Below are 21,766 nucleotides of genomic sequence, written 5' to 3'. Positions count from 1 at the left end.
GTTTCACGTGAAACCGATCGATCCACGTCTGCTGCGGTACGCCCGCACCACGCGGCTCTTCCTCATGGCGGTCGTCGCTCTGGGCGCCGTCGGGGCGGGGCTGGTGATCGCCCAGGCGATGCTCATCGCCGGGATCGTGGTGGGCGCCTTCCAGGACGGCAGGGCGGTCGCCGACCTGCGCACCCCCCTGCTGCTGCTGGCGGCGGTCGCCTGCGGTCGCGGCCTGGTGGGGTGGCTCACCGAGCTGGCCGCGCACCGGGCGAGCGCGGCGGTCAAGTCCGAGCTGCGCGGCAGGCTGCTGGAGCGGGCGACCGCCCTCGGTCCCGGATGGCTCACCGGACAGCGCACCGGTTCACTGGTCACCCTGGCCACCCGGGGAGTCGACGCCCTCGACGACTACTTCTCCCGCTACCTCCCGCAGCTGGGGCTGGCGGTGGTCGTCCCGGTCGCGGTGCTGGCCCGGATCGTCACCGAGGACTGGGTGTCGGCGGCCATCATCGTCGTCACCCTGCCGCTCATCCCGGTCTTCATGGCGCTGATCGGCTGGGTCACCCAGTCCCAGATGGACCGGCAGTGGCGGCTGCTGTCCCGGCTGTCCGGGCACTTCCTGGACGTGGTCGCGGGCCTGCCCACGCTGAAGGTCTTCGGCCGGGCCAAGGCACAGGCCGAGTCGATCAGGAAGATCACCGACGACTACCGGCAGGCGACCCTGCGGACGCTGCGGATCGCCTTCCTGTCCTCCTTCGCGCTGGAACTGCTCGCCACGCTCTCGGTGGCCCTGGTCGCCGTGACGATCGGCATGCGCCTGGTCCACGGCGACATGAACCTCTACGACGGTCTGGTCGTGCTGGTGCTGGCACCGGAGGCGTATCTGCCGCTGCGGCAGGTCGGGGCGCAGTACCACGCGGCGGCCGAGGGACTCGCGGCGGCCGAGGAGATCTTCGAGGTCCTGGAGACCCCCGCGCCGGTGCCGGGCACGGGCCCGGTGCCCGCGGGCGGTGCCCTGTCCTTCGAGGGCGTGACGGTCCGCCACCCCGGCCGCGCGGCGGACGCCGTCTCGGACGTCAGCTTCACCGTGGAGCCCGGCGAGACGGTCGCGCTCGTCGGTCCGAGCGGGGCCGGCAAGTCCACGCTCCTCGACGTGCTGCTGGGCTTCGTACGGCCGGCCGAGGGGCGGGTCCGGGTCGGCGGCGCCGATCTCGCCGGGCTGGACCCGGCCGAGTGGCACGCCCAGGTCGCCTGGGTGCCGCAGCGCCCGCACCTGTACGCCACGACGATCGCCGAGAACGTACGGCTGGCCCGGCCCGGAGCGGACGACACCGCCGTACGGCGGGCGCTGCGGGACGCCGGGGCGCTGACGTTCGTGGACGCCCTGCCGCGAGGGGCGGAGACGGTGCTCGGCGAGGACGGGGCCGGGCTCTCCGCCGGGCAGCGGCAGCGGCTGGCGCTGGCCCGGGCCTTCCTCGCCGACCGGCCCGTCCTGCTGCTGGACGAGCCGACGGCCGCGCTCGACGGGGCGACCGAGGCGGAGGTCGTGGCGGCGGTACGGCGGCTGGCGGCGGGGCGGACGGTGTTGCTGGTGGTGCACCGCCCGGCGCTGCTGGAGGTGGCGGACCGGGTGGTGCGGCTGGCCGAGCCGGGGGCTGCCGCTCCGGGACGGGACGTACCGGCTTCGAAGACGGGTGTTTCCGGCGGGGCCGTGCCGGGCGCGGGGGCGGGTGCTTCCGCACGGGGCGTGCCGGACCCGGACGGGGAGCGGCCCGTCACCGGGGCGGTCGACGCGGTGGGCATGGGGACCGGCCCCGGCGGTCCGGCGGCCGCGGCCGGTGGCCGGGACGTCCCGGATGCCGCCGGTGCCCGCCGCGGCGTGCTCGCCCGGGTACGCGCGGTGTCCGCCGCCCGGCGCGGACGTCTCGCTCTCGCCCTCCTGCTCGGCAGCCTCGCGCTCGGCAGTGCCGTCGGCCTGATGGCCACCTCCGGGTGGCTCATCTCGCGGGCCTCGCAGCAGCCGCCGGTGCTGTACCTGATGGTGGCCGTCACGGCGACCCGGGCCTTCGGCATCGGACGGTCCGTCTTCCGCTACGCCGAGCGGCTGGTGTCGCACGACGCGGTGCTGCGGATGCTGGCCGACACCCGGGTCGCCGTGTACCGGCGGCTGGAGCGGATCGCGCCCGCCGGACTGCGCCGCAGCCGCCGCGGCGACCTGCTCTCCCGGCTGGTCGCCGACGTGGACGCGTTCCAGGACTACTGGCTGCGCTGGCTGCTGCCGGCCGGTTCCGCGGTGGTCGTCTCGGCCGTCTCCGTCGGCTTCATGACCTGGCTGCTGCCCGAGGCCGGAGCCGTGCTCGCCGCCGGTCTGCTCGCCGCCGGCGCGGGTGTCCCGCTGGTCACCGGTGCCGTGGCCCGCCGGGCCGAACGAAGGCTGGCCCCCGCCCGCGGAGCGCTCGCCACCCGGGTGACCGACCTGCTCACCGGCACCGCCGAGCTGACCGTGGCCGGTGCCCTGCCCGCACGCGCCGGTGACGTCCGCCGGGCCGGCTCCGCGCTGACCCGGATCGCCTCCCGCGCGGCGACCGCCACCGCGCTCGGTGACGGGCTCACCGCGCTGATCTCCGGCCTGACCGTCGCGGCGGCCGCGCTCGTGGGCGTCCAGGCGGTCGCCGACGGACGGCTCGGCGGCGTGGCCATGGCCGTCGTCGTCCTCACTCCGCTCGCCGCCTTCGAGGCCGTCCTCGGCCTGCCGCTCGCCGTCCAGTACCGGCAACGGGTGCGCCGCGGCGCCGAGCGCGTGTACGAGGTGCTCGACGCCCCCGAGCCCGTGAGGGAGCCGGAGCGGTCCCGGCAGGCCCCCGCCACGCCGTTCCCGCTCGTCGTCAAGGGCCTCGCCGCGAGCCACCCCGGGCAGGACCGGGAAGCCGTGGCCGGCCTGGACCTGACCCTGGCCCAGGGCCGCCGGGTCGCCGTGGTCGGGGCGTCCGGGTCGGGCAAGACGACGCTGGCGCAGGTGCTGCTGAGGTTCCTGGACCCGAGCGCGGGGTCGTACACGCTGGCCGGGGTGGACGCCCGCGCCCTGGACACCGACGACGTACGCCGGTTCGTCGGACTGTGCGCGCAGGACGCGCACCTCTTCGACAGCTCGGTGCGGGAGAACCTGCTGCTGGCCAGGAAGGACGCCACCGAGGCCCAGCTGCGGGACGCCCTCGGCCGGGCCCGGCTGCTGGAGTGGGCCGACAGCCTGCCCGACGGTCTGGACACCCTGGTCGGGGAACACGGCGCCCGTCTCTCCGGTGGCCAGCGCCAGCGCCTCGCGCTGGCCCGCGCGCTGCTCGCCGACTTCCCCGTACTGGTGCTCGACGAACCCGCCGAACACCTCGACCTGCCGACCGCGGACGCGCTCACCGCCGACCTCCTGGCCGCCACCGAGGGACGGACGACCCTGCTCATCACGCACCGGCTGGCCGGACTGGAGAGCGTCGACGAGGTCGTCGTGCTCGACGCGGGGCGGGTGGTGCAGCGCGGCACCTTCGCGCGGCTGACGGCCGAGCCGGGGCCGTTGCGGTCGATGGCCGAGCGGGAGGCCGCCGCCGACCTGCTGGTGACGGCGGGGTAGACGACGGCGCCGAGCGACGGCCGGGTGACGGCCGGACGGCGCCCCAGCCGGTCGTGGGTGTCTGGTTGGTTCGGGCGCCCCAGCCGGTCGTGGGCGTCTGGTTGGTCCGATCCGAGCGGGTCGTGGGCGTCTGGTTGGTCCGGGCGGGTCGGCCGGTCGCGGTGACCGGTTGGTCCGGGCGGGTCGGCCGGTCGCGGTGACCGGTTGGTCCGGGCGGGTCGGCCGGTCGCGGTGACCGGTTGGTCCGGACAAGACCGGGTACCGGGGCGGGTGGCGCCGGTACGGCCGGGCGTACGGGAAGCGCGGCGCCGGACCGCCGGAACGGCCCGTGGAGGGCCGCCGATGCCCCGTGTGCAGCAACCGGTCCCCCGACCGTACGAGTCGGAGGTGACCCGGCGCCGCCGCACGGGTCACGATCACTGCCATGCGCTCACCCCGCCGTCATCCGCTGCTCGTCCCGGTGCTGCTGTGCGCGCTCGCCGTCCTCGCGGCCCGCCCCTCCTCGGACCACGACACCGGTCCCGGCAGCGGTGCCGGAGCGGAGGTCGCCCGGCTCTACCAGGACGCCGCCACGGCGACCCGGCGTTACGAGGAGGGACGGCTCGAGGCGGAGGCCCGGCGGACCGAGGCCGAGCGGTACGAGGAACTGCTCGACCGGGAGCGCCGCGAGCTGGCCGCCCTGGACGAGGACCTGGGCCGGATCGCCCGCGCCCAGTACCGCGACGGGGGCGGGCTGCCGCTCACCGCGCGGATGCTGCTCGCCGACGACCCGGAGGAGCTGATGCGCGGTCAGCGTGCCGTGCGGCGGGCCGGCCGCGCCGTCAGCGACGCCGTCGGCAAGAGCCGGCGGGCCGAGGCCCGGCTGGCCGCCGACGAGGCGAGGGCCGAGGAGGCCTGGCGGAGGCTGGACCAGCGCAACAGGGAACTCGCCGCCCTCAAGAAGGAGATCGAGCGCAAGCTGGAGGCGGCCCGGTCGAAGCTCCGGGGCCGGGCCGAGGCGTCGGCCGCCGCGGGATCCTGCCCCGGTGCCGTCCGTCTCGACCAGCCGGACGCCCGCACGGACCGGGACTGGGTGGCGCCGGTGGAGACGTACGAGCTGACCGCGTCCTTCGGCAGCGGAGGGGCGCGGTGGGCGAACCGGCACACCGGGCAGGACTTCGCCGTGCCGGTCGGCACGCCGGTGCGGGCGGTCGGCGCCGGGCGGGTGGTGAAGGTGTCCTGCGGCGGTGCCTTCGGCATCCAGCTCGTGCTCCGGCACGCCGGCGGCTACTACACGCAGTACGCGCATCTGTCCGGTGTCGCCGTCGACCCGGGCGACCGTGTCGAGGCCGGCCAGTGGATCGGCCAGTCGGGCAGCACCGGCAACTCCACCGGTCCGCACCTGCACTTCGAGGTGCGGCTCACCCCGGAGACGGGTTCGGCGCTGAACCCGCTGCCCTGGCTGGCCCGGCGGGGCGTGTCGATCTGACCGTGACTCGTGTCAGGAGGCCCGCGCAGACCGTGAATCGTGACCGTGACTCGTGTCAGGAGGCCCGCGCGAGCAGCCGTTCGATGACGAGGGCGACGCCGTCGTCGTTGTTGGCGACCGTCCGCCCCGAGGCGGCGGCGACCGCGTCCGGGTGGGCGTTGCCCATGGCGTACGACTGTCCCGCCCAGGTCAGCATCTCCACGTCGTTCGGCATGTCCCCGAAGGCGACGACCTCCTCGTGCGAGATGCCGCGTTCGGCGCAGCACAGGGCGAGCGTGCTGGCCTTGGAGACGCCCGGGCCACTGATCTCCAGCAGGGCGCTGGGGCTGGACCGGGTGACGTTGGCGCGGTCGCCCACGGCGAGGCGGGCCAGGGCGAGGAAGGCGTCGGGCTCGATGGTGGGGTGGAAGGCGAGGATCTTGAGCACCGGCTCGTCCGGCGCCGGGCCGTCCGGACCCAGCAGTTCCTCGGCCGGCCGGAGGACGTCGGGTACCTCCAGGTGCATCTTCGGGTACTCCGGCTCCTGGTTGAAGCCGTACGTCTGCTCGACCGCGTACACCGTGCCGGGAGCCGCCTCACGCAACAGCCGTACGGTGTCCAGGGCGTTCTCCCGGGCCAGCGCCCGCACCTTCACGAACCGGTGGCCGCCGGGGCCGCCGTGCAGATCGACCACGGCGGCGCCGTTGCCGCAGATGGCGAGGCCGTGGCCGTGCACATGATCGCTGACGACGTCCATCCAGCGCGCGGGGCGGCCGGTGACGAAGAAGACCTCGACGCCGGCCTCCTCGGCGGCGGCCAGCGCGGCGACCGTACGGGGCGAGACCGACTTGTCGTCGCGCAGCAGGGTTCCGTCGAGGTCGGTGGCGATGAGCCGGGGGCGAGCGGCGGCGGCCGGGGGCTGGGGCGGTCGAGTCGCTGAGGTCACGGGGCCATTGTCACGTACGGGTCCACACGGGCGTGCGGGAGCCGCCCGTCTGTGAGGTACCGCTCCCCTGGGTGCCGGCCGCCCGCGCGCCCGGCGGAGTCTCAGGCCAGCTGGGCCGGCGCCTCCATGGCGATCCGCTCGAAGACCTTCTCGTCGGTGGCGAAGTCGGAGTCCGGGATCGGCCAGTGGACGACGATCTCGGTGAAGCCCAGCTCCCGGTGGCGCCCGGCAAAGTCCACGAAGGCGTCCAGGGACCGGAGCGGCTCGCCACGGTCCGGGGTGAAACCGGTGAGCAGCACCTTGTCGAGTGCGCCGACGTCGCGGCCGATCTCGGCACAGGCCTCTGCCAGCCGCTCCGCCTGCGCCCGCAGCGCCCGTACCGACTCCTCGGGCGTGCCGTCCTTGAACAGCCTCGGGTCGCCGGTGGTCACCCACGCCTGTCCGTACCGGGCGGCGAGCCGCAGTCCGCGCGGACCGGTCGCGGCCACCGCGAACGGCAGCCGGGGCCGCTGCACACAGCCCGGGATGTTGCGCGCCTCGTGCGCCGCGTAGAAGTCGCCCTCGTGGGAGACCGCGTCCTCGGTCAGCAGCCGGTCGAGGAACTGGAGGAACTCGGCGAACCGGTCGGCCCGCTCACGCGGTGTCCACGGCTCCTGGCCGAGCGCGGTGGCGTCGAAGCCCGTGCCGCCCGCTCCTATGCCCAGGGTGATCCGTCCGCCGGAGATGTCGTCGAGGGAGATCAGCTCCTTGGCGAGCGTCACCGGGTGCCGGAAGTTGGGCGAGGTGACGAGGGTGCCCAGGCGGAGCCGCTCGGTGACCCCCGCGGCCGCCGTCAGCGTCGGCAGCGCGCCGAACCAGGGACCGTCCCGGAAGCCGCGCCAGGACAGGTGGTCGTAGGTGTAGGCGGCGTGGAGACCGAGCTGTTCGGCGCGCTGCCACAGCCTCCGTCCGTCGTTCCACCGGTGGACGGGGAGGATCACCGTGCTCAGACGCATACCCAGACGATAAGCGAGACGGTCGGCAGGGGCTCGGTCGATGCGGTGACGCGGGACAGGCGGACGGGTGCTTCGACACCTTCGGGACGCGTCTGCCGGCCGTGCTCCTCCTGTCGCCTTCGTTCGCGTGTCCAGGGTGCCGAGAGAGACGCGTATCACGCGAATGATGTCCCCGCACAGGTTTGGTCCACAGCGAAGTGGTGTTATCCACAGGGGAATTGGGCCCGCCTGTGGAGAACCGGTGCCCCTCGAGGGCGAACACCGGCCACGTCGCCTCCAGGACCCCCGGGCAGGCGCCGAGTCCGGTGCCGCGTCCCCGGCCTCACGAGGCGATACGCCTAGCCCTCAGGCAGGGCTCCCCCCAGGGCCCCGTACGCCTGGAGTCGGATGCCAAGACGACCCCTCGGTCTGACGACCGGTGAGGCGCGCGTCACTACCGTCATGGACGTGACTGTGATCGTGACCGAAAGCCTGAGCAAGCGGTTCCCCCGGGTGACCGCACTCGACCGGCTCTCCGTGGACATCGGAGCCGGTGTGACCGGACTCGTCGGGGCCAACGGCGCCGGCAAGTCCACCCTGATCAAGATCCTGCTGGGTCTGTCCCCCGCCACCGAGGGCCGCGCCGAAGTGCTCGGACTCGACGTGGCCACCAAGGGAGCCGCCATCCGCGAACAGGTCGGCTACATGCCGGAGCACGACTGCCTGCCCCCCGACGTCTCGGCCACCGAGTTCGTCGTGCACATGGCCCGCATGTCCGGCCTGCCGCCCACCGCCGCGCGCGAACGCACCGCCGACACCCTGCGCCACGTCGGCCTCTACGAGGAGCGCTACCGTCCCATCGGCGGCTACTCCACCGGCATGAAGCAGCGCGTGAAGCTCGCCCAGGCCCTCGTCCACGACCCCCGGCTGGTCTTCCTCGACGAGCCGACCAACGGTCTCGACCCGGTCGGCCGCGACGAGATGCTCGGCCTCATCCGCCGCATCCACACCGACTTCGGCATCTCGGTCCTGGTCACCTCCCACCTGCTGGGCGAACTGGAACGCACCTGCGACCACGTCGTCGTCGTGGACGGCGGCAAGCTGCTGCGCGCCAGCTCCACCACCGACTTCACCCAGTCCACCACCACCCTCGCCGTCGAGGTAACCGACACCGACGAGCACCCGGACGGCACCCGCGCGGTGCGGGACGCGCTGCACGCGCGCGGGATCACCGTCGAGGACGGCAGCGGCCTGCCCGGCGCGGGCCACGTGCTGCTGCTGACCGCCACCGGCGACGAGACGTACGACGTGGTCCGCGACGTGATCGCCGGCCTCGGCCTCGGCCTGGTCCGCATGGAGCAGCGCCGGCACCACATCTCGGAGGTCTTCAAGGACGGCGACGACGCCGTCGCGCAGCGGAAGGAGGCGGTCCACCATGGCTGACCGGTCCGTGGTCCCGTCACCGGGCGACCAGACCCGCATCCACGACATCGGCTACCGCGGCTACGACGGCCCCCGCCTCGGCCGTGCCTACGCCCGCCGCTCGCTCTACTCGCAGTCCCTGCGCGGCGCCTACGGCCTCGGCCGCTCGGTCAAGTCCAAGGTGCTGCCGATGCTGCTGTTCGTGGTGATGTGCCTGCCCGCCGGCATCATGGTCGCCGTCGCCGTCTTCACCAAGGCCAAGGACCTGCCGCTGGACTACACGCGCTACGCGATCGTCCTCCAGGCCGTCATCAGCCTCTACATCGCCTCCCAGGCCCCCCAGGCGGTCTCCCGCGACCTGCGCTTCAAGACCGTGCCGCTCTACTTCTCACGGCCGATCGAAACCTCCGACTACGTCCGCGCCAAGTACGCGGCCCTGGCCTCGGCCCTGTTCATCCTGACGGCCGCCCCGCTGGTCGTCCTCTACGTCGGCGCTCTGCTCGCCGAACTGGATTTCGCCGACCAGACGAAGGGATTCGCGCAGGGACTGGTCTCCGTGGCACTGCTCTCACTGCTCTTCTCCGGCATCGGCCTGGTCATCGCCTCGGTCACCCCGCGGCGCGGCTTCGGCATCGCGGCCGTCATCGCCGTCCTGACCATCACCTACGGCGCGGTCTCCACCCTCCAGGCCATCGCGGAGGTCCAGGACAGCGCCGGCGCCATCGCCTGGATCGGCCTGTTCTCGCCGATCACCCTCATCGACGGCGTGCAGTCGGCCTTCCTCGGCGCCGCCTCCGCCTTCCCCGGCGGCAACGGGCCCGGCACCGCCGAGGGCCTGGTCTACGTCCTCGTCGCCCTCGGCCTGATCACCGGCGCCTACGGCCTGCTGATCCGCCGCTACCGGAAGGTGGGCCTGTGACCACCCTGAACATCGACCACGTCTCCCGCTGGTTCGGCAACGTCGTCGCGGTCAACGACATCACCATGACGATCGGCCCCGGCGTCACCGGCCTCCTCGGCCCCAACGGCGCCGGCAAGTCCACCCTCATCAACATGATGGGCGGCTTCCTCGCCCCCTCCACCGGCACCGTCACCCTCGACGGACAGCCGGTCTGGCGCAACGAGGCCATCTACCGGCACATCGGCATCGTCCCCGAACGCGAGGCGATGTACGACTTCCTCACCGGCGAGGAGTTCGTCCTCGCCAACGCCGAACTCCACGGCCTCGGCGCCAAGGCCGCCCAGCGCGCCCTGGCCACCGTACAGATGGAGTACGCGCAGGACCGCAAGATCGCCACCTACTCCAAGGGCATGCGGCAGCGCGTGAAAATGGCGAGCGCCCTCGTGCACGACCCCTCGCTGCTCCTGCTCGACGAGCCGTTCAACGGCATGGACCCGCGCCAGCGCATGCAGCTGATGGACCTGCTGCGCCGCATGGGCGACGAGGGCCGCACGGTGCTGTTCTCCTCGCACATCCTCGAAGAGGTCGAACAGCTCGCCCGGCACATCGAGGTCATCGTCGCCGGACGGCACGCGGCCAGCGGCGACTTCCGCCGCATCCGCCGCCTGATGACCGACCGCCCGCACCGCTACCTGGTGCGCTCCAGCGACGACCGGGCGCTGGCCGCCGCGCTGATCGCCGACCCGTCCACCTCCGGCATCGAGGTCGACCACGCCGAGGGCGCGCTGCGCGTCCAGGCCGTCGACTTCACCCGGTTCACCACCCTGCTGCCCAGGGTCGCCCGGGACCACGGCATCCGGCTGCTCACGGTCTCGCCCTCCGACGAGTCGCTGGAGTCCGTCTTCTCGTATCTCGTCGCGGCGTAGGAGGCCGAAGAATGTACGACCCCACAGTCGCCCGGCTCACCTACCGGGCCCTGCTCGGCCGCCGCCGGGCCCTCGTCCTGGGCGCCCTGCCCCTGCTGCTGCTCGTCATCGCCGTCGCGGTACGCGCCCTGACCGGCGCCGACGACCAGACCGCCGCGGACGTCCTGGGCGGCTTCGCGCTCGCCACCATGGTGCCGATCATCGGCGTCATCGCCGGCACCGGCGCCATCGGCCCGGAGATCGACGACGGTTCGGTGGTGTACCTGCTGTCCAAGCCGGTCAAACGGCCGACGATCATCTCCACCAAGCTGATCGTCGCCATCGCCGTCACGATGGTCTTCTCGGCGCTGCCCACCCTGCTCGCCGGCCTGATCCTCAACGGCAACGGCCAGCAGGTCGCCGTCGCCTACACGGTCGCCGCGCTGGTCGCCTCCATCGCCTACGCCGCGCTCTTCCTGCTGCTCGGCACGGTCTCCCGGCACGCGGTGGTGTTCGGCCTGGTCTACGCGCTGGTCTGGGAGGCCCTCATCGGCACCCTGGTGCCCGGCGCCCGCACCCTCAGCGTCCAGCAGTGGTCGCTCGCCGTCTCCCAGGACATCGCCGGCGGCGACCTGGTCACCTCCGACGTCGGCCTGACCACCGCGACGGCCTTGCTGGTCCTGGTGACCGCGGCCGCCACCTGGTACGCCGGGCGGAAACTGCGGGCGCTGACCCTCGCCGGGGAGGAGTGAGCGGTCAGCGACCGTCCGGCTCCACCCACGGCTGCCAGTCGCTGCTCTGCGCCACCCGCGCGAGCTGGGCGGAGGTCAGCGGCGGTGCCGCGGCGCGGGCCGGTCCCTCCTTGGCGTCGGCGGCGTTCGCCGTGACGAGCACGACCCGGGTGCCGTCCGCGCGCAGCAGGTCGGCGGTGCGGCGCACCAGCTCGCCCCGGTGCTCCTCGTAGGTGATGAGGACCGAGCCGTCGCCCACGTTGCGCGCGTCGCAGTCGCCCAGGGTGGCGTCGGCGGCCTTCCGCGCGGCACAGGAGTAGAACTCCTCGAGCTCGTCACGGGTCGCCGGACGCTGCGCCTTGCCGTTCTTGCCGCTTGTCCCGTTGCTCCCGTTCCCCTCGCTCTTTCCGTTCTCCCCGTTCTCCCCGTTCTCCCCGCTCTTTCCGTCGTCGCCGCTCGCCGCGGTGCTCGCGGCGGCGGACTTGTCCGGGGCCGCGGTGCCGCTCTTGTCCGGTCCGTCCGACGCCCGCGCGGCGGCCTTCGCCGCGTCCTTGGCGAGCGCGTCGGCGCTGGTCAGCTGGAAGTCGCCCTGCACACTGACGGTGACCTCGGCGCCGTTCAGCAGCAGCCGCCCCCCGGCGCTCACCCGCTCCCCGCCCTCCTCCCCGTCCCACCAGGCGGCCCCGCCGGTGTCGGGCTTGCCCGGCAACAGCCCCCGCAGGATCGCCACGGCCCGCTCACCGGTCAGCGCGGTCTTGCCGGCCGGTGCCCCGGACCGCGCGGCGACCGTCTCGACCGACGGGATGACCACGCCGCCGGCCTGGGGCGCCGGGCCCCCGGACGCACCGGCGTTCAGCACCACGGTCCCGGTGATCGCGCTCACGCCCACGAACGCGGCCGCTCCCCACAACGCCCGACGGCGGTGCCGCATCCGGCGGCCCCGGACCAGACCCCCGGTGACCAACGCGTCGGTCGGGGCGGGCGCCTCCCTGACGTGTTCGTCGAGCAGCCGCCCCAGCCGCACGTCGAACTCCACGCCCTCGTCCCGCTGTCCTCGCTCCATGAAAGTCCCTCTTCTCCTCTCGTGCCCGGCGGGGGCGCCTCGGTGCCCGGCAGGGTCTGTCAGTGCCCGGCGAGAGCGTCGTGCTCACCGGCGAGCGACCCCCGGAGCGTCTTGAGGGCGCGCATGCTGCGGACGCGTACGTTGCCCTCGCTCATCCCCAGTTCGGCGGCGGCCTGGGCGACGCTGCGGTCCTCCCAGTACCGCAGGACGACCACGGCCCGGTCCTGCGGCGAGAGCTGTGCCAGCGCGTTCGCCAGCACCAGCCGCAGGGCCGGGTCGCGGGTCGCGGCCTGCTGCTCCGGCAGCTCGCCCACGGGCTTCTCGTACGTCCGATGCAGCCGGACATACGAGAGGTAGGTGCGCATCAGCATCGAGCGCACGTACGCCTGCGGGCTGTCGGCCCCGCGGACGCGCCTCCAGGACACGAACACCTTGCCCAGCGTCGTCTGCACCAGGTCCTCGGCGAGGTGGTGGTCACCGCAGAGCAACAGCGCCGCCCGGAACAGGCGCGGGCTGACGGTCCGCATGAACCCCTCGATCTCCTCGTCCCGCCGAGACGACCTGCGCATGTGTGTCCCCTCCCGAACTACGCGTCCGTTCTGCTTGGTTGACGCCTCGGCGCGGGCCGCGCGTTACAGAAGACCGGGGACTTCCCGCGCCGTCGGGGCCGGTGCCCGCGGCGCACGAGAACGCCGGAGCCCCGGACCGGCGGGCCGGTCCGGGGCTCCGGCGCATCGGCCGGGTCACCGCCGCAGCGCCTCCGCCGGCTGGATCCGGGACGCCCGCCACGCCGGGTAGAGCCCGGCCACCAGGCCGGTCACCAGCCCCAGGGCCGGCGCCGCCGCGACCGTCCCCGGGTGCACCACGGGGGTCCAGTCCCGTGCGATGGCGACACCGACCACGGTCAGGGTGCCCAGGCTCGTCCCGACCAGCCCGCCGAGGGCGCCGGTCGCCCCCGACTCGGAGAGGAACTGGACGGTGATGTGCCCGCCCCGGGCACCGAGGGCGCGACGCAGGCCGATCTCCCCGGTGCGTTCCAGGACCGCCACCAAAGTGGTGTTGGCGATGCCCACCGCGCCGATGACCAGGCAGATCGCGGCGAGCAGCAGGAAGAGCTGCTGGAGGTCACCGGTCACGTCGCCGCGCAGGGTCCTGGGGTCGGGCGGCGGGATCGCCTTGAAGTACTCGGGATGATCGGGACGCAGCGCGGTCGGGGCCAGCTCAGCGACCTGGCGGGCGGCCCCCAGCTCCGTGGCGACCAGCATCTTCGCGCCGCCCGTCGTCGGCTCGCCCCACAGCTTCAGCGCGGTGGAGCGCGGTACGACGACGGAGAGCAGCAGGTCGGCCTTGCGCCGCACGTCGTCGATGATCCCGACGACGGTGAACGGCTGATCGCCGATGAACAGCGCGGGCCGGGTCTCCAGGGTGGTGATGCCGAGCCGTTCGGCCATCGAGGAACCGATCACCACGACGGGCTGGGCGGTCCTCTCCGCGTACGCGTCGTAGACCCGTCCCTGCACCACGTGCGGCACGGCCGCCTCGAGGACGCCGGGGGACGCGGCGACGATGCCGGCCCGCTCGCCGCCGGCCGCGTCACCGACCGGCGAGGAGCGCACCCGGGCGTCGAAACCGCGGGTGTCCACCGTCCAGTACACCCCGGCGTGTTCGACACCGCCGAGCCGCTCGACACGGGCGTCGGCGTCCTTGGGGAAGGCGAGGTGGACGAACTCGTTCTGCTCGACGCCGATGTCCTCGACGTCCACCTCGGTGGCGGTCAGCGAGTTGAAGCGGGAGTCGACCTGCGAGGAGGTGGTGGCGGTGAGCCCGAGGATCGCCACGAAGGTGCCGACGCCCAGGACGGTGCCGAGCGCGGTGAGCGCGGAGCGGGCCGGGCGCTGCAGGACGCCGGCCATGGACTCGCCCAGCAGGTCCTTGGGGGTGAACACGGAGGGTTCGACACGGGACGCGGTGGCGGCGTCCGGGTCCGCGCCCGGACGGTCCGCGTCCGGACGGTCCGCGCCCGGACGTTCCGCGTCTTTGGCGCGCGACAGCGGCCAGGGCCACAGCCGCCCGCGCGGCCGACGGTGGTTCATACGGTCACCTGCTCGTGCAGTACGCCGTCCCGGATGGCGACGGTACGGGCGCCGCGCGCGGCCACGGCCTGGTCGTGGGTGATGACGAGCACCGTCATGCCGCCGCGGTGGAGCTGTTCGAGCAGGGCGAGGACCGACTCGGCGTTCCTGCTGTCGAGGTTGCCGGTGGGCTCGTCGCACAGGAGCAGCGACGGCCGTGACACCAGCGCCCGCGCGATCGCGACGCGCTGGCGCTCACCGCCGGACAGCCGGGTGGGCAGGGCGTCGATACGGTGGCCGAGGCCGACCTGTTCCAACGCCTCGCGCGCCCGCTCGGCCCGCTGGGCGCGCGGGACGCCGTTGTAGACCATGGCGAGCAGGACGTTCTCGCGGGCGCTGCGGTGCGGCAGCAGGTGGAAGGACTGGAACACGAAGCCGATCCGGCGGCCCCGCAGCGCCGTGCGGTGACCGTCCTTCAGCGCCCCGGTGTCGATGCCGTCGAGCCGGTACGTGCCCGCGGTGGGGGCGTCGAGCAGGCCCGCGATGTTGAGGAACGTCGACTTGCCGGAGCCGGACGGGCCGACCACCGTGACGAACTCGCCCCGCTCGATCCGCAGGTCGCAGCTCTTGAGCGCCGGTACCGGCGGCGGCCCGGGATAGGTGAGGGCGACCTGCCGGAACTCGATGACCGGCAGAGGCGGCGCACCCGGGCCGGCCGGGGGGACCGTGCCCGGCCGGGGCACCGCGAGGGTGAGCGTCTCCTCGCCGGCGCGCGTCCCGTCCCCGGCCCGCCCGTCCCCGGCCCGCCCGTCCCCGGCCCGCCCGGCGCCGGACGCCGGCCGGCCCCGCCGTGCCCCGGCGACCCCGCCGGCCGAGTCGCCCCGGCTCCGTCCCCAGCTCCTCATCCGCCGCTCCCCGCGCCGGCCCTGACCCCGGTGACGACCTTGTCGCCCTCGGCCAGGGCGGCCCCGCCGACCGGCTTGACCTCGACGTACCCGTCGCCCGTCGTCCCCGTCGTCACCTCGACCCGGCGCTGCTCGCCCCCGGCCCCGACGACGGTCACGACGGTGCCGCCGTCGGAGGCCGCGGAGATCGCGGTGACCGGTACCACCAGTGCCTCCCCCTCGGTCGAACCCGCCTCGACGGTCAGCCGCACGTCCTGGCCGACCGAGGCCACCGGCAGCGCCTCGTCCGGTTTCACGACCATGAGGTAGCCCTGGGCGGCGGCGGCCTGGCCGTCCGCGCTCCCGGCGTCCCCGGCGCCCTGACCGGTGCCACCGGACGACGACGTCTGCCGCGCCTCGGCCGGGGTGTCCGCCACCGACCGCACCCGCGCGGCGGTCCTCACCCCGGTCCGCTCCTGGAGGATCTCGGCGTTCTGCCCCGTCCGGACGAGGCCCTTCTGGGCCTCCTGGAGGTAGCCCTGGACGACGAGCGAACCGGCCGAGACCGTCATGACCTCGCCGGTGACCGTGGACCCGAGGACCGCGAAGACCCCGTCCACCCGGGCGGGGAACCCGGAGAGGTAGACCACCTCGGCGGCGGGCAGCATCGGACCCGCGGCCTCCTGGGCCTGGGAGAGCCGGTCCCGCGCGCGCTCCAGGTCCTGCGCGGCCCGCCGCACCGCGGTCCCGGTCTCCTCGGTCGGCCCGGCGCCGTCGGCGTCCCGGGCGTCCTGCCACGCCCGCTCGGCCGCCGTCACGGCGTCCTGCGCGTCCTGGACGGCGGCGGCGCCGTCCGTCTCCGCGGACACCGTGCCGTACCCGATCGACGTGTAGAACGCGGCCAGCGCCCGCCGGGTCCCGGCCCCGAACGTCCCCCGGGGATCGGGGCCCGAGCCGTGCCCCAGATCGGCCAGCGCGTCCTGGAGCTGGGTGACGTCGTCGCCGGTGGCGCCGGACTTGAGGTCGCGGTAAGCTGGCACCTTGCCCTTGAGCGCGAAGACCGGGCGGCCGGAGATCTCGACCAGGACCTGACCGGCCTCGACCGCGGTGCCCGCCCGCGCGGGGGCCTTGGTGACGACGGCCCCGGTGGTGCCGGTGACGGCGCCCGATCCGGAGACCGTCACGTCGACGGACTGCCCGGCGACCACCGTGCCGCGCAGGATGACGGAGTCCTTCAGGACGCGCTTGTCCACCGGCGCGGTCAGTACGTCCTCGGCGGGCGGCTCGGCCTCGGCGGCGGCCTGCGCGGGTGACTTCACCACGAAGGACGCGGCGATCCCGGCCCCGGTCAGGAGCAGGGCGCCGCCCGCGACGAGCGCCACCCACCGGCGGCGCCGGGCGAGCCCGGAGCCGGCCGCGCGGGCGGACCCGCGGGGGCCGCGGGCGGATGTCCCCGTCTCGTGCGAGCTGGGTGTGTCAGGAGCATCGGGTTCCAACACTGTGCCTCTCCAGGCCGGCTCTGTTGTTCCTTGGACGCGCCGCGGGCCCCGACGCGTTACGCCACCCGGGCGGCGAGTTTCAGCTGCTTGTCGATGGCCTTCTTCACCTCGGCGAGCGCCTCGGCGTTCTGCTCGATCATCTGCTTCTGGTAGGCGACGTCGACGGAGTACCAGACGCCCAGCACGTTGTGCCGCTCCTTGCAGGCCACGTCGGCCTGGGCGACCTGCTTCTCACGCGCGGTGGCCGTGGTGGTCCGCTGCCACTCGGGGTCGTCGTTGGCCTTCATCGGGTCGGCGTACGCGTAACCCTTCTGCTCCATGCACCGCGACCACTCCTGGAACACCGCGCGGACCCGGGAGTCGGTGTACGACTTGTCCCAGCTGTCGGTGTTGACCTTGACGGCGATCTCGGCGTCGCTGAAGCCCTGGGAACCGGTGACGCCCAGCTTGCGGTTGGCCTCGCCGACGCAGCCGCCGGCCGGGACCTTCCGCCCGTTGTAGTCCTGGCCGCCCTTGGCCGCCGCCGATCCCGGCTTCACATGGGGGTCGCTGGTCCCGGTGAGCACCATGGTGGTCGCCGGATCCTCCTGCTGCGGACTGGGCTTGACCACCGGGGTCTCGGAACCCGCGGGCTTGTAGCCGTGCGCGGCCGCGTCGTCGGCGTCGGTGACGCCGTAGCGGAACTGGGTGCGGCTCTTGGGCTGGAAGGCGCCCTGCGCGGTCTGGTCCTGGTACGTGAGTCCAAAACGTCCCATGCACTGCTGGCGCAGGACCACGACCGCCTGGTTCAGCTGGTCGGTCTGGTCCTTGCTGAACAGGTAGGCCTCGACCGGGAGCGACTGGTCCGTGACCGAGCTGAGCGTCGGCGTGGCGCCGACGTCCGGGGCCGAGCCCCCGCCGCCGCCCGTGCCGGAGTCGGAGGAGGAGCCGCAGCCGGTCATCGCGGTGAGCGCGACGGCAGCGCCGAGTACGGCGAAGGAGGAAGGAGGAAGACGCCTGCGCATGCTGATGCTCATCCCTTGGGTCACGTGGAGGTGGTCGTCGCTACACTGCGAACGGGGTGCGCTGCCCAGCTGCATTGGGCAGCGCACCCCTTCTTCTCACGTCCGTCGGCCGGTGGCCGGGCGACGGTTCACTGCGGTGACTCGGGGCGGCCTAGTAGAACTTGCCGGACGCGTTCTCGTTCTTGAGCGTCGAGTTCAGATTGGCCTGGCCGCCCGCGCCGATGGACTGGGAGGCGCCCGCGTAGTTGCTGTTGTAGTACATGCGGATGCCGTTGTAGAAGTCCCAGTTGTCGACGGAGGCGGTGTTGTTCTTGACCGCCGTGCCCGCGCCCGCGCTGCCGGCCGCGCTGACGCTGAAGTAGTAGCCGGCGTAGTTGGGGATGTCGAAGTACTGGCGGTAGAACGCGCCCGAGTAGTCGCTGTTGTAGTACAGGCACGCGTACCCGGAGGTGCAGTACTCGCCGGCGGCGCTGGCCGGGCCGGCCGTGGCCAGGCCGGTGCCGAGGCCCGCGAGGGCCACGGTCCCGGCGACGGCCAGGTTTCTGATGCGCATGCGGTTTCCTTCCAGAGGTGCGGAGTGGCTCACTTCCTTGCAATTGCAGGAAGTTGACCGGTCGAGCGGCCCAATGGCCTTGATCGAACGGCGAGTTGAAAACGTAAGTGGTCGCTATGCGAGAGGCAACGAGGTTGCGATCGCATGGACCGGATTCGACAGCCGTGCCATGGCCGTGAAGCCGCTGTGCCGAGCGGCCCGCGCCGGCCGGGCCCCATGACCGCGCTGGTGGAACGCATCTGGACGGCGGCGCTCCGCCCGGTCCGCCCGACGCGGCACCCGCCTGGGACCGGTCGCCGAAGCGCCCTACATATGCGCTGATCAACTGAAATGGCACAGCAAGCGGAATACGTCACCTTCAGTTGGACGGCACGGTTCCACCGGGATCAACGGGACGGAACGGGCGGCCCGATGTCGTCACGTTGGCTGATTACGAGCCGTGCGCATGCCAGGGGCCCGAGGCACCCGCACCGGCCGGCGTCCGTCCCTCGCGCGTGGGTCGGCGGTGTTCCGTGCGGGTGATCGGTGTTTCGCGTCGGTGCTTGGCGTTCCAGATGGACTGGCGGCGCTTTGCGGTGGCCGGGTGGCGCCCCGGGTGGATCGGGTGATGCCTGCGTGGATCGACGTGGCGTCCGTGGGGCCGGGTGGCTTCTGTGGGACTGGGTGGCTTCTGTGCGGCCGGGTGGCGTCCGTGCGGACCGGGCGGCGCCCGTACGGCCGGGTGGCGCCCGTACGGCCGGGTGGCGCCCCGTGGTAATTCGGTGGCGCCCCGCGTACCCGCGCCCGCACACTTGTGTCATGTCCGAGCCGCCGCGCCGCGGGGGCGTCGCAGACCGGGAGAGGAGCGGGGCGGTGCCCATGCACGGCAGTACGTCCAGCTCCCGACAGGGCGGCCCGCGGCGGGCTCCGGAGTAGTCACCACCACGCTCCGTGGAGTCCGCTCCGCACAGAAGGAACCGCCCGGGGCGGCCGCTTCGAGCACGCGGTGCGCAGCATCCGCGTGGGCCGCCCACCCGGAGGATTGGCCGAGTGGTAAGGCACCGGATCGCCCTGTGCGTGTCCTTCAGGGCGAGCCGCGGTCGGGCCCGTCAAGCCCGCGCACGTTCGATCCGTGCATCCTCCGCCGACAGTTCTGCCCCCGAGGGCTCCGGCCCCGACAGCCCGGCCCCGACGGTCCGGGAAAGTTCCGTCTCCGACAGTCCGTCTCCGACAGCCCGGTCCCGGGAGTCCAGGCCCCGGCAGGCAGGCCCCCGGGAGTCCAGGCCCCGGCAGTTCAGCGCTGGCCGAGCAACCGCTCCAGCACCACCGCGATACCGTCCTCGTCGTTCGAGGACGTCACCTCGTCCGCCACCGCCTTCAGCCCGGTGTGGGCGTTGGCCATCGCCACGCCGCGCGCCGCCCAGGCGAACATCGGTATGTCGTTGGGCATGTCGCCGAAGGCGATCGTGTCCGCGGCCTTCAGCTTCAGGCGACGGGCCGCCAGCGAGAGACCCGTGGCCTTGGACAGGCCCAGCGGGAGCAGCTCGACGATCCCGGCACCCGCCATGACGACCGTGACGAAACCGCCCGCCGTCCGCCGGGCCACCTCCACCAGCTCGTCGTCCGACAGCGTCGGATGCTGGATGTAGATCTTGTTCAGCGGTGCCGACCACAGGTCGGAGGCGTCCGTGAACGGGACCGCCGGCAGACCGCCCCCGACCTCGTACCCGGGCCCGACCAGGACCTCCCCGTCCAGGCCGTCCCGGCCGGCCGCCAGGTACAGCGGTCCCGTCTCCGCCTCGATCTTCGCCAGCGCCACCCCGGCCAGCTGCCGGTCGAGCGTGACCGAGGTGAGCAGCCGGTGCTCCCCGGCGTGGTACACCTGCGCGCCCTGTCCGCAGACGGCCAGCCCGTCGTACCCGAGGTCGTCCAGGACGTGCCGGGTCCAGGGGACCGCGCGGCCGGTGACGACGATGTGGGCGGCGCCCGCCGCGGTGGCGGCGGCGAGCGCGTCCCGGGTGCGCTGCGAGACCGAGTCGTCGGAGCGCAGCAGCGTGCCGTCGAGGTCGGTCGCGACCAGGCGGTACGGGAAGCCGGTGGAACCCGTGTCGGGGGCGGCGCCGCTCACGTGGCCACCGGCTCCAGGACCTCCCGGCCGCCCAGGTACGGGCGCAGCACCTCGGGCACCCGGACCGAGCCGTCGGCCTGCTGGTGGTTCTCCAGGATCGCCACGATGGTGCGCGGTACGGCGCACAGCGTGCCGTTGAGCGTCGCCAGCGGGCGCACCTTCTTGTCCTCGCGGACCCGGATCGACAGGCGCCGCGACTGGAACTCGGTGCAGTCCGAGGTCGAGGTCAGCTCGCGGTACTTGCCCTGGGTCGGGATCCACGCCTCGCAGTCGAACTTGCGGGCGGCCGAGGCGCCGAGGTCGGCCGAGGCCACGTCGATGACGCGGAACGGCAGCTCGAGCGAGGTCAGCCACTGCTTCTCCCACTCCAGCAGGCGCCGGTGCTCGGCCTGCGCGTCCTCGGGGAGGACGTAGGAGAACATCTCGACCTTGTCGAACTGGTGGACGCGGAAGATGCCCCGGGTGTCCTTGCCGTGCGAGCCGGCCTCGCGGCGGAAGCAGGGCGAGAAGCCGGCGTAGCGCAGCGGCAGCCGCTCGGCGTCGATGATCTCGTCCATGTGGTACGCGGCGAGCGGCACCTCGGAGGTGCCGACCAGGTACAGGTCGTCCTTGTCGAGGTGGTAGACGTCCTGCGCGGCCTGGCCGAGGAAGCCGGTGCCGGCCATCGACTGCGGGCGGACCAGCGCCGGGGTGAGCATCGGCGTGAAGCCGGCCGCGGTGGCCTGCGCGATCGCCGCGTTGACCAGCGCCAGCTCCAGCAGGGCGCCGACGCCGGTGAGGAAGTAGAAGCGGGAGCCGGAGACCTTGGCGCCGCGCTCGACGTCGATGGCGCCGAGCAGCTGGCCCAGCTCCAGGTGGTCCCTGGGCTCGAAGCCCTCGGCGGCGAAGTCGCGGTGCGTGCCGTGCGTCTCCAGCGTGACGAAGTCCTCCTCGCCGCCCACGGGGACCTCGGGGTGGACCAGGTTGCCGAGCTTCTGGAGCAGTTCCTGGGTCTGGGCGTCGGCGGCGTCGCGCTCGGCGTCGGCGGCCTTGACGTCGGCGGCGAGCTGGCTCGCGCGCTTCAGCAGCTCGGCCTTCTCGTCACCGGTGGCCTTGCCGATGAGCTTGCCGAGCCCCTTCTGCTCGTTGCGCAGCTCGTCGAAGCGGACGCCGGACGACCTGCGCCGCTCGTCGGCGGAAAGGAGGGAGTCGACGAGCGCGACGTCCTCTCCACGGGCGCGCTGGGAAGCGCGCACACGGTCGGGGTCCTCACGGAGCAGGCGAAGGTCAATCACACGGTCAAGGCTACCGGTGCCCGGTGACGGCGATCGACTCACTATTGACCGAGGCGCTTCGCGACGGTCCGTGCCGGTCAACGAAAAGTGTCCCATTCCCTGGAACGAGGCAGGGAATGAATGGCGGGTTGACCGGATCACCTTGTGCGGGACGGGACTTGGGGTCCCGCTGTCCACAGGAATCCACATCCCCGGAGAGTTATCCACAGGCTGTGCGGAAGTTCTGTGGACCGTGGAAGTGATCATTCCCAAACGGACATCCGGGACGGATAATTCCTTTCTCAAACCCTCCGGACAGCCACTTATGAGTGGAAGCGCGTCACTCTGGGGGATGAGAGGTGAGAAACGGGTGGACGAAGAGAGGCCTGTGACCC

At 73.2% G+C, this 21,766-nt stretch carries 17 protein-coding genes and 1 tRNA gene; 7 read left to right on the top strand and 11 right to left on the bottom strand.

The window, feature by feature from the left end; all coding sequences use genetic code 11:
• The first annotated feature begins 7 nt into the window (after nucleotides 1-7).
• Together cydD and ACY1JF_RS09500 are read left to right on the top strand one after the other, a co-directional pair.
• Nucleotides 8-3,610 carry a thiol reductant ABC exporter subunit CydD gene (gene cydD / locus ACY1JF_RS09505; protein WP_462704564.1) on the top strand — a complete coding sequence of 1,201 codons (3,603 nt, stop codon included), beginning with the start codon at nucleotides 8-10 and terminating at the stop codon, nucleotides 3,608-3,610.
• 424 nt (nucleotides 3,611-4,034) lie between these two features.
• A complete protein-coding gene (locus ACY1JF_RS09500) occupies nucleotides 4,035-5,078 on the top strand; it encodes a M23 family metallopeptidase (protein WP_462704563.1) in 1,044 nt (347 codons plus the stop codon).
• A gap of 55 nt (nucleotides 5,079-5,133) precedes the next feature.
• Here ACY1JF_RS09500 and ACY1JF_RS09495 read toward each other — a convergent pair whose 3' ends face one another.
• A complete protein-coding gene (locus tag ACY1JF_RS09495) occupies nucleotides 5,134-6,003 on the bottom strand; it encodes a Cof-type HAD-IIB family hydrolase (RefSeq protein ID WP_462704562.1) in 870 nt (289 codons plus the stop codon).
• 101 nt (nucleotides 6,004-6,104) lie between these two features.
• A complete protein-coding gene (locus tag ACY1JF_RS09490) occupies nucleotides 6,105-6,998 on the bottom strand; it encodes an LLM class flavin-dependent oxidoreductase (protein WP_462704561.1) in 894 nt (297 codons plus the stop codon).
• A 387-nt stretch (nucleotides 6,999-7,385) separates the two neighbouring features.
• On the opposite strand from ACY1JF_RS09490, the gene ACY1JF_RS09485 reads away from it, so the two are divergent.
• From ACY1JF_RS09485 to ACY1JF_RS09470, 4 genes are read left to right on the top strand one after another with little or no spacing between them, the layout of a single operon-like run.
• Entirely contained in the window at nucleotides 7,386-8,420 is a 1,035-nt protein-coding gene (locus tag ACY1JF_RS09485) for an ABC transporter ATP-binding protein (protein WP_462704560.1), read from the top strand.
• Nucleotides 8,413-9,318 (top strand): ABC transporter permease, encoded by a 906-nt coding sequence (locus tag ACY1JF_RS09480; protein ID WP_462704559.1) that lies wholly within the window; start codon nucleotides 8,413-8,415, stop codon nucleotides 9,316-9,318. The genes ACY1JF_RS09485 and ACY1JF_RS09480 overlap by 8 nt, the downstream gene beginning before the upstream one ends.
• Entirely contained in the window at nucleotides 9,315-10,226 is a 912-nt protein-coding gene (locus ACY1JF_RS09475) for an ABC transporter ATP-binding protein (RefSeq protein ID WP_462704558.1), read from the top strand. The genes ACY1JF_RS09480 and ACY1JF_RS09475 overlap by 4 nt, the downstream gene beginning before the upstream one ends.
• 11 nt (nucleotides 10,227-10,237) lie before the next feature.
• Nucleotides 10,238-10,957, top strand: a complete 720-nt coding sequence (locus ACY1JF_RS09470; RefSeq protein WP_462704557.1) for an ABC transporter permease subunit — start codon at nucleotides 10,238-10,240, stop codon at nucleotides 10,955-10,957.
• Nucleotides 10,958-10,961: 4 nt separating this feature from the next.
• On the opposite strand, the gene ACY1JF_RS09465 is transcribed toward ACY1JF_RS09470, so the two are convergent.
• From ACY1JF_RS09465 to ACY1JF_RS09435, 7 genes are all read right to left on the bottom strand, one after another.
• On the bottom strand, nucleotides 10,962-11,999 hold the full coding sequence (locus tag ACY1JF_RS09465) for a hypothetical protein (protein ID WP_462704556.1): 1,038 nt from the start codon (nucleotides 11,997-11,999) through the stop codon (nucleotides 10,962-10,964).
• Between the two features lie 59 nt (nucleotides 12,000-12,058).
• Nucleotides 12,059-12,568 carry a SigE family RNA polymerase sigma factor gene (locus tag ACY1JF_RS09460; RefSeq protein WP_462704555.1) on the bottom strand — a complete coding sequence of 170 codons (510 nt, stop codon included), beginning with the start codon at nucleotides 12,566-12,568 and terminating at the stop codon, nucleotides 12,059-12,061.
• A gap of 174 nt (nucleotides 12,569-12,742) precedes the next feature.
• The gene (locus tag ACY1JF_RS09455; RefSeq protein WP_462704690.1) at nucleotides 12,743-13,912 is read right to left on the bottom strand and encodes an ABC transporter permease; all 1,170 of its coding nucleotides are present in this window, start codon (nucleotides 13,910-13,912) and stop codon (nucleotides 12,743-12,745) included.
• 176 nt (nucleotides 13,913-14,088) lie between these two features.
• The gene (locus tag ACY1JF_RS09450) at nucleotides 14,089-14,976 is read right to left on the bottom strand and encodes an ABC transporter ATP-binding protein (protein WP_462704554.1); all 888 of its coding nucleotides are present in this window, start codon (nucleotides 14,974-14,976) and stop codon (nucleotides 14,089-14,091) included.
• The gene (locus ACY1JF_RS09445) at nucleotides 14,973-16,337 is read right to left on the bottom strand and encodes a peptidoglycan-binding protein (RefSeq protein WP_462704553.1); all 1,365 of its coding nucleotides are present in this window, start codon (nucleotides 16,335-16,337) and stop codon (nucleotides 14,973-14,975) included. Before ACY1JF_RS09445 ends, ACY1JF_RS09450 begins: the two co-directional genes overlap by 4 nt.
• 173 nt (nucleotides 16,338-16,510) lie before the next feature.
• Entirely contained in the window at nucleotides 16,511-17,458 is a 948-nt protein-coding gene (locus tag ACY1JF_RS09440; protein ID WP_462704552.1) for a hypothetical protein, read from the bottom strand.
• Nucleotides 17,459-17,609: 151 nt separating this feature from the next.
• The gene (locus ACY1JF_RS09435) at nucleotides 17,610-18,011 is read right to left on the bottom strand and encodes a hypothetical protein (protein WP_462704551.1); all 402 of its coding nucleotides are present in this window, start codon (nucleotides 18,009-18,011) and stop codon (nucleotides 17,610-17,612) included.
• 1,015 nt (nucleotides 18,012-19,026) lie between these two features.
• On the opposite strand from ACY1JF_RS09435, the gene ACY1JF_RS09430 reads away from it, so the two are divergent.
• A tRNA-OTHER gene (locus ACY1JF_RS09430) sits at nucleotides 19,027-19,134 on the top strand.
• Between the two features lie 150 nt (nucleotides 19,135-19,284).
• Here ACY1JF_RS09430 and ACY1JF_RS09425 read toward each other — a convergent pair.
• Nucleotides 19,285-20,118 carry an HAD family hydrolase gene (locus tag ACY1JF_RS09425; protein WP_462704550.1) on the bottom strand — a complete coding sequence of 278 codons (834 nt, stop codon included), beginning with the start codon at nucleotides 20,116-20,118 and terminating at the stop codon, nucleotides 19,285-19,287.
• Nucleotides 20,115-21,392, bottom strand: a complete 1,278-nt coding sequence (gene serS, locus ACY1JF_RS09420; protein ID WP_462704549.1) for a serine--tRNA ligase — start codon at nucleotides 21,390-21,392, stop codon at nucleotides 20,115-20,117. Before serS ends, ACY1JF_RS09425 begins: the two co-directional genes overlap by 4 nt.
• Nucleotides 21,393-21,766 lie beyond the last annotated feature (374 nt).

It is taken from the genome of Streptomyces sp. SYSU D01066-1 (assembly GCF_054956795.1).
The sequence above is the reverse complement of the archived record's forward strand: the minus strand, read 5'-3'. Positions and strand labels throughout refer to the sequence as shown.

What these genes read in the sequence shown, in the direction of transcription:
- ACY1JF_RS09455 (WP_462704690.1), bottom strand. Translation starts at nt 13,912, where the DNA reads ATGGCCGGCGTCCTGCAGCGCCCGGCCCGCTCCGCGCTCACCGCGCTC.
- ACY1JF_RS09490 (WP_462704561.1), bottom strand. Translation starts at nt 6,998, where the DNA reads ATGCGTCTGAGCACGGTGATCCTCCCCGTCCACCGGTGGAACGACGGA.
- ACY1JF_RS09485 (WP_462704560.1), top strand. Translation starts at nt 7,386, where the DNA reads ATGCCAAGACGACCCCTCGGTCTGACGACCGGTGAGGCGCGCGTCACT.
- ACY1JF_RS09460 (WP_462704555.1), bottom strand. Translation starts at nt 12,568, where the DNA reads ATGCGCAGGTCGTCTCGGCGGGACGAGGAGATCGAGGGGTTCATGCGG.
- ACY1JF_RS09470 (WP_462704557.1), top strand. Translation starts at nt 10,238, where the DNA reads ATGTACGACCCCACAGTCGCCCGGCTCACCTACCGGGCCCTGCTCGGC.
- ACY1JF_RS09500 (WP_462704563.1), top strand. Translation starts at nt 4,035, where the DNA reads ATGCGCTCACCCCGCCGTCATCCGCTGCTCGTCCCGGTGCTGCTGTGC.
- ACY1JF_RS09465 (WP_462704556.1), bottom strand. Translation starts at nt 11,999, where the DNA reads ATGGAGCGAGGACAGCGGGACGAGGGCGTGGAGTTCGACGTGCGGCTG.
- ACY1JF_RS09480 (WP_462704559.1), top strand. Translation starts at nt 8,413, where the DNA reads ATGGCTGACCGGTCCGTGGTCCCGTCACCGGGCGACCAGACCCGCATC.
- ACY1JF_RS09450 (WP_462704554.1), bottom strand. Translation starts at nt 14,976, where the DNA reads ATGAGGAGCTGGGGACGGAGCCGGGGCGACTCGGCCGGCGGGGTCGCC.
- ACY1JF_RS09435 (WP_462704551.1), bottom strand. Translation starts at nt 18,011, where the DNA reads ATGCGCATCAGAAACCTGGCCGTCGCCGGGACCGTGGCCCTCGCGGGC.
- ACY1JF_RS09440 (WP_462704552.1), bottom strand. Translation starts at nt 17,458, where the DNA reads ATGCGCAGGCGTCTTCCTCCTTCCTCCTTCGCCGTACTCGGCGCTGCC.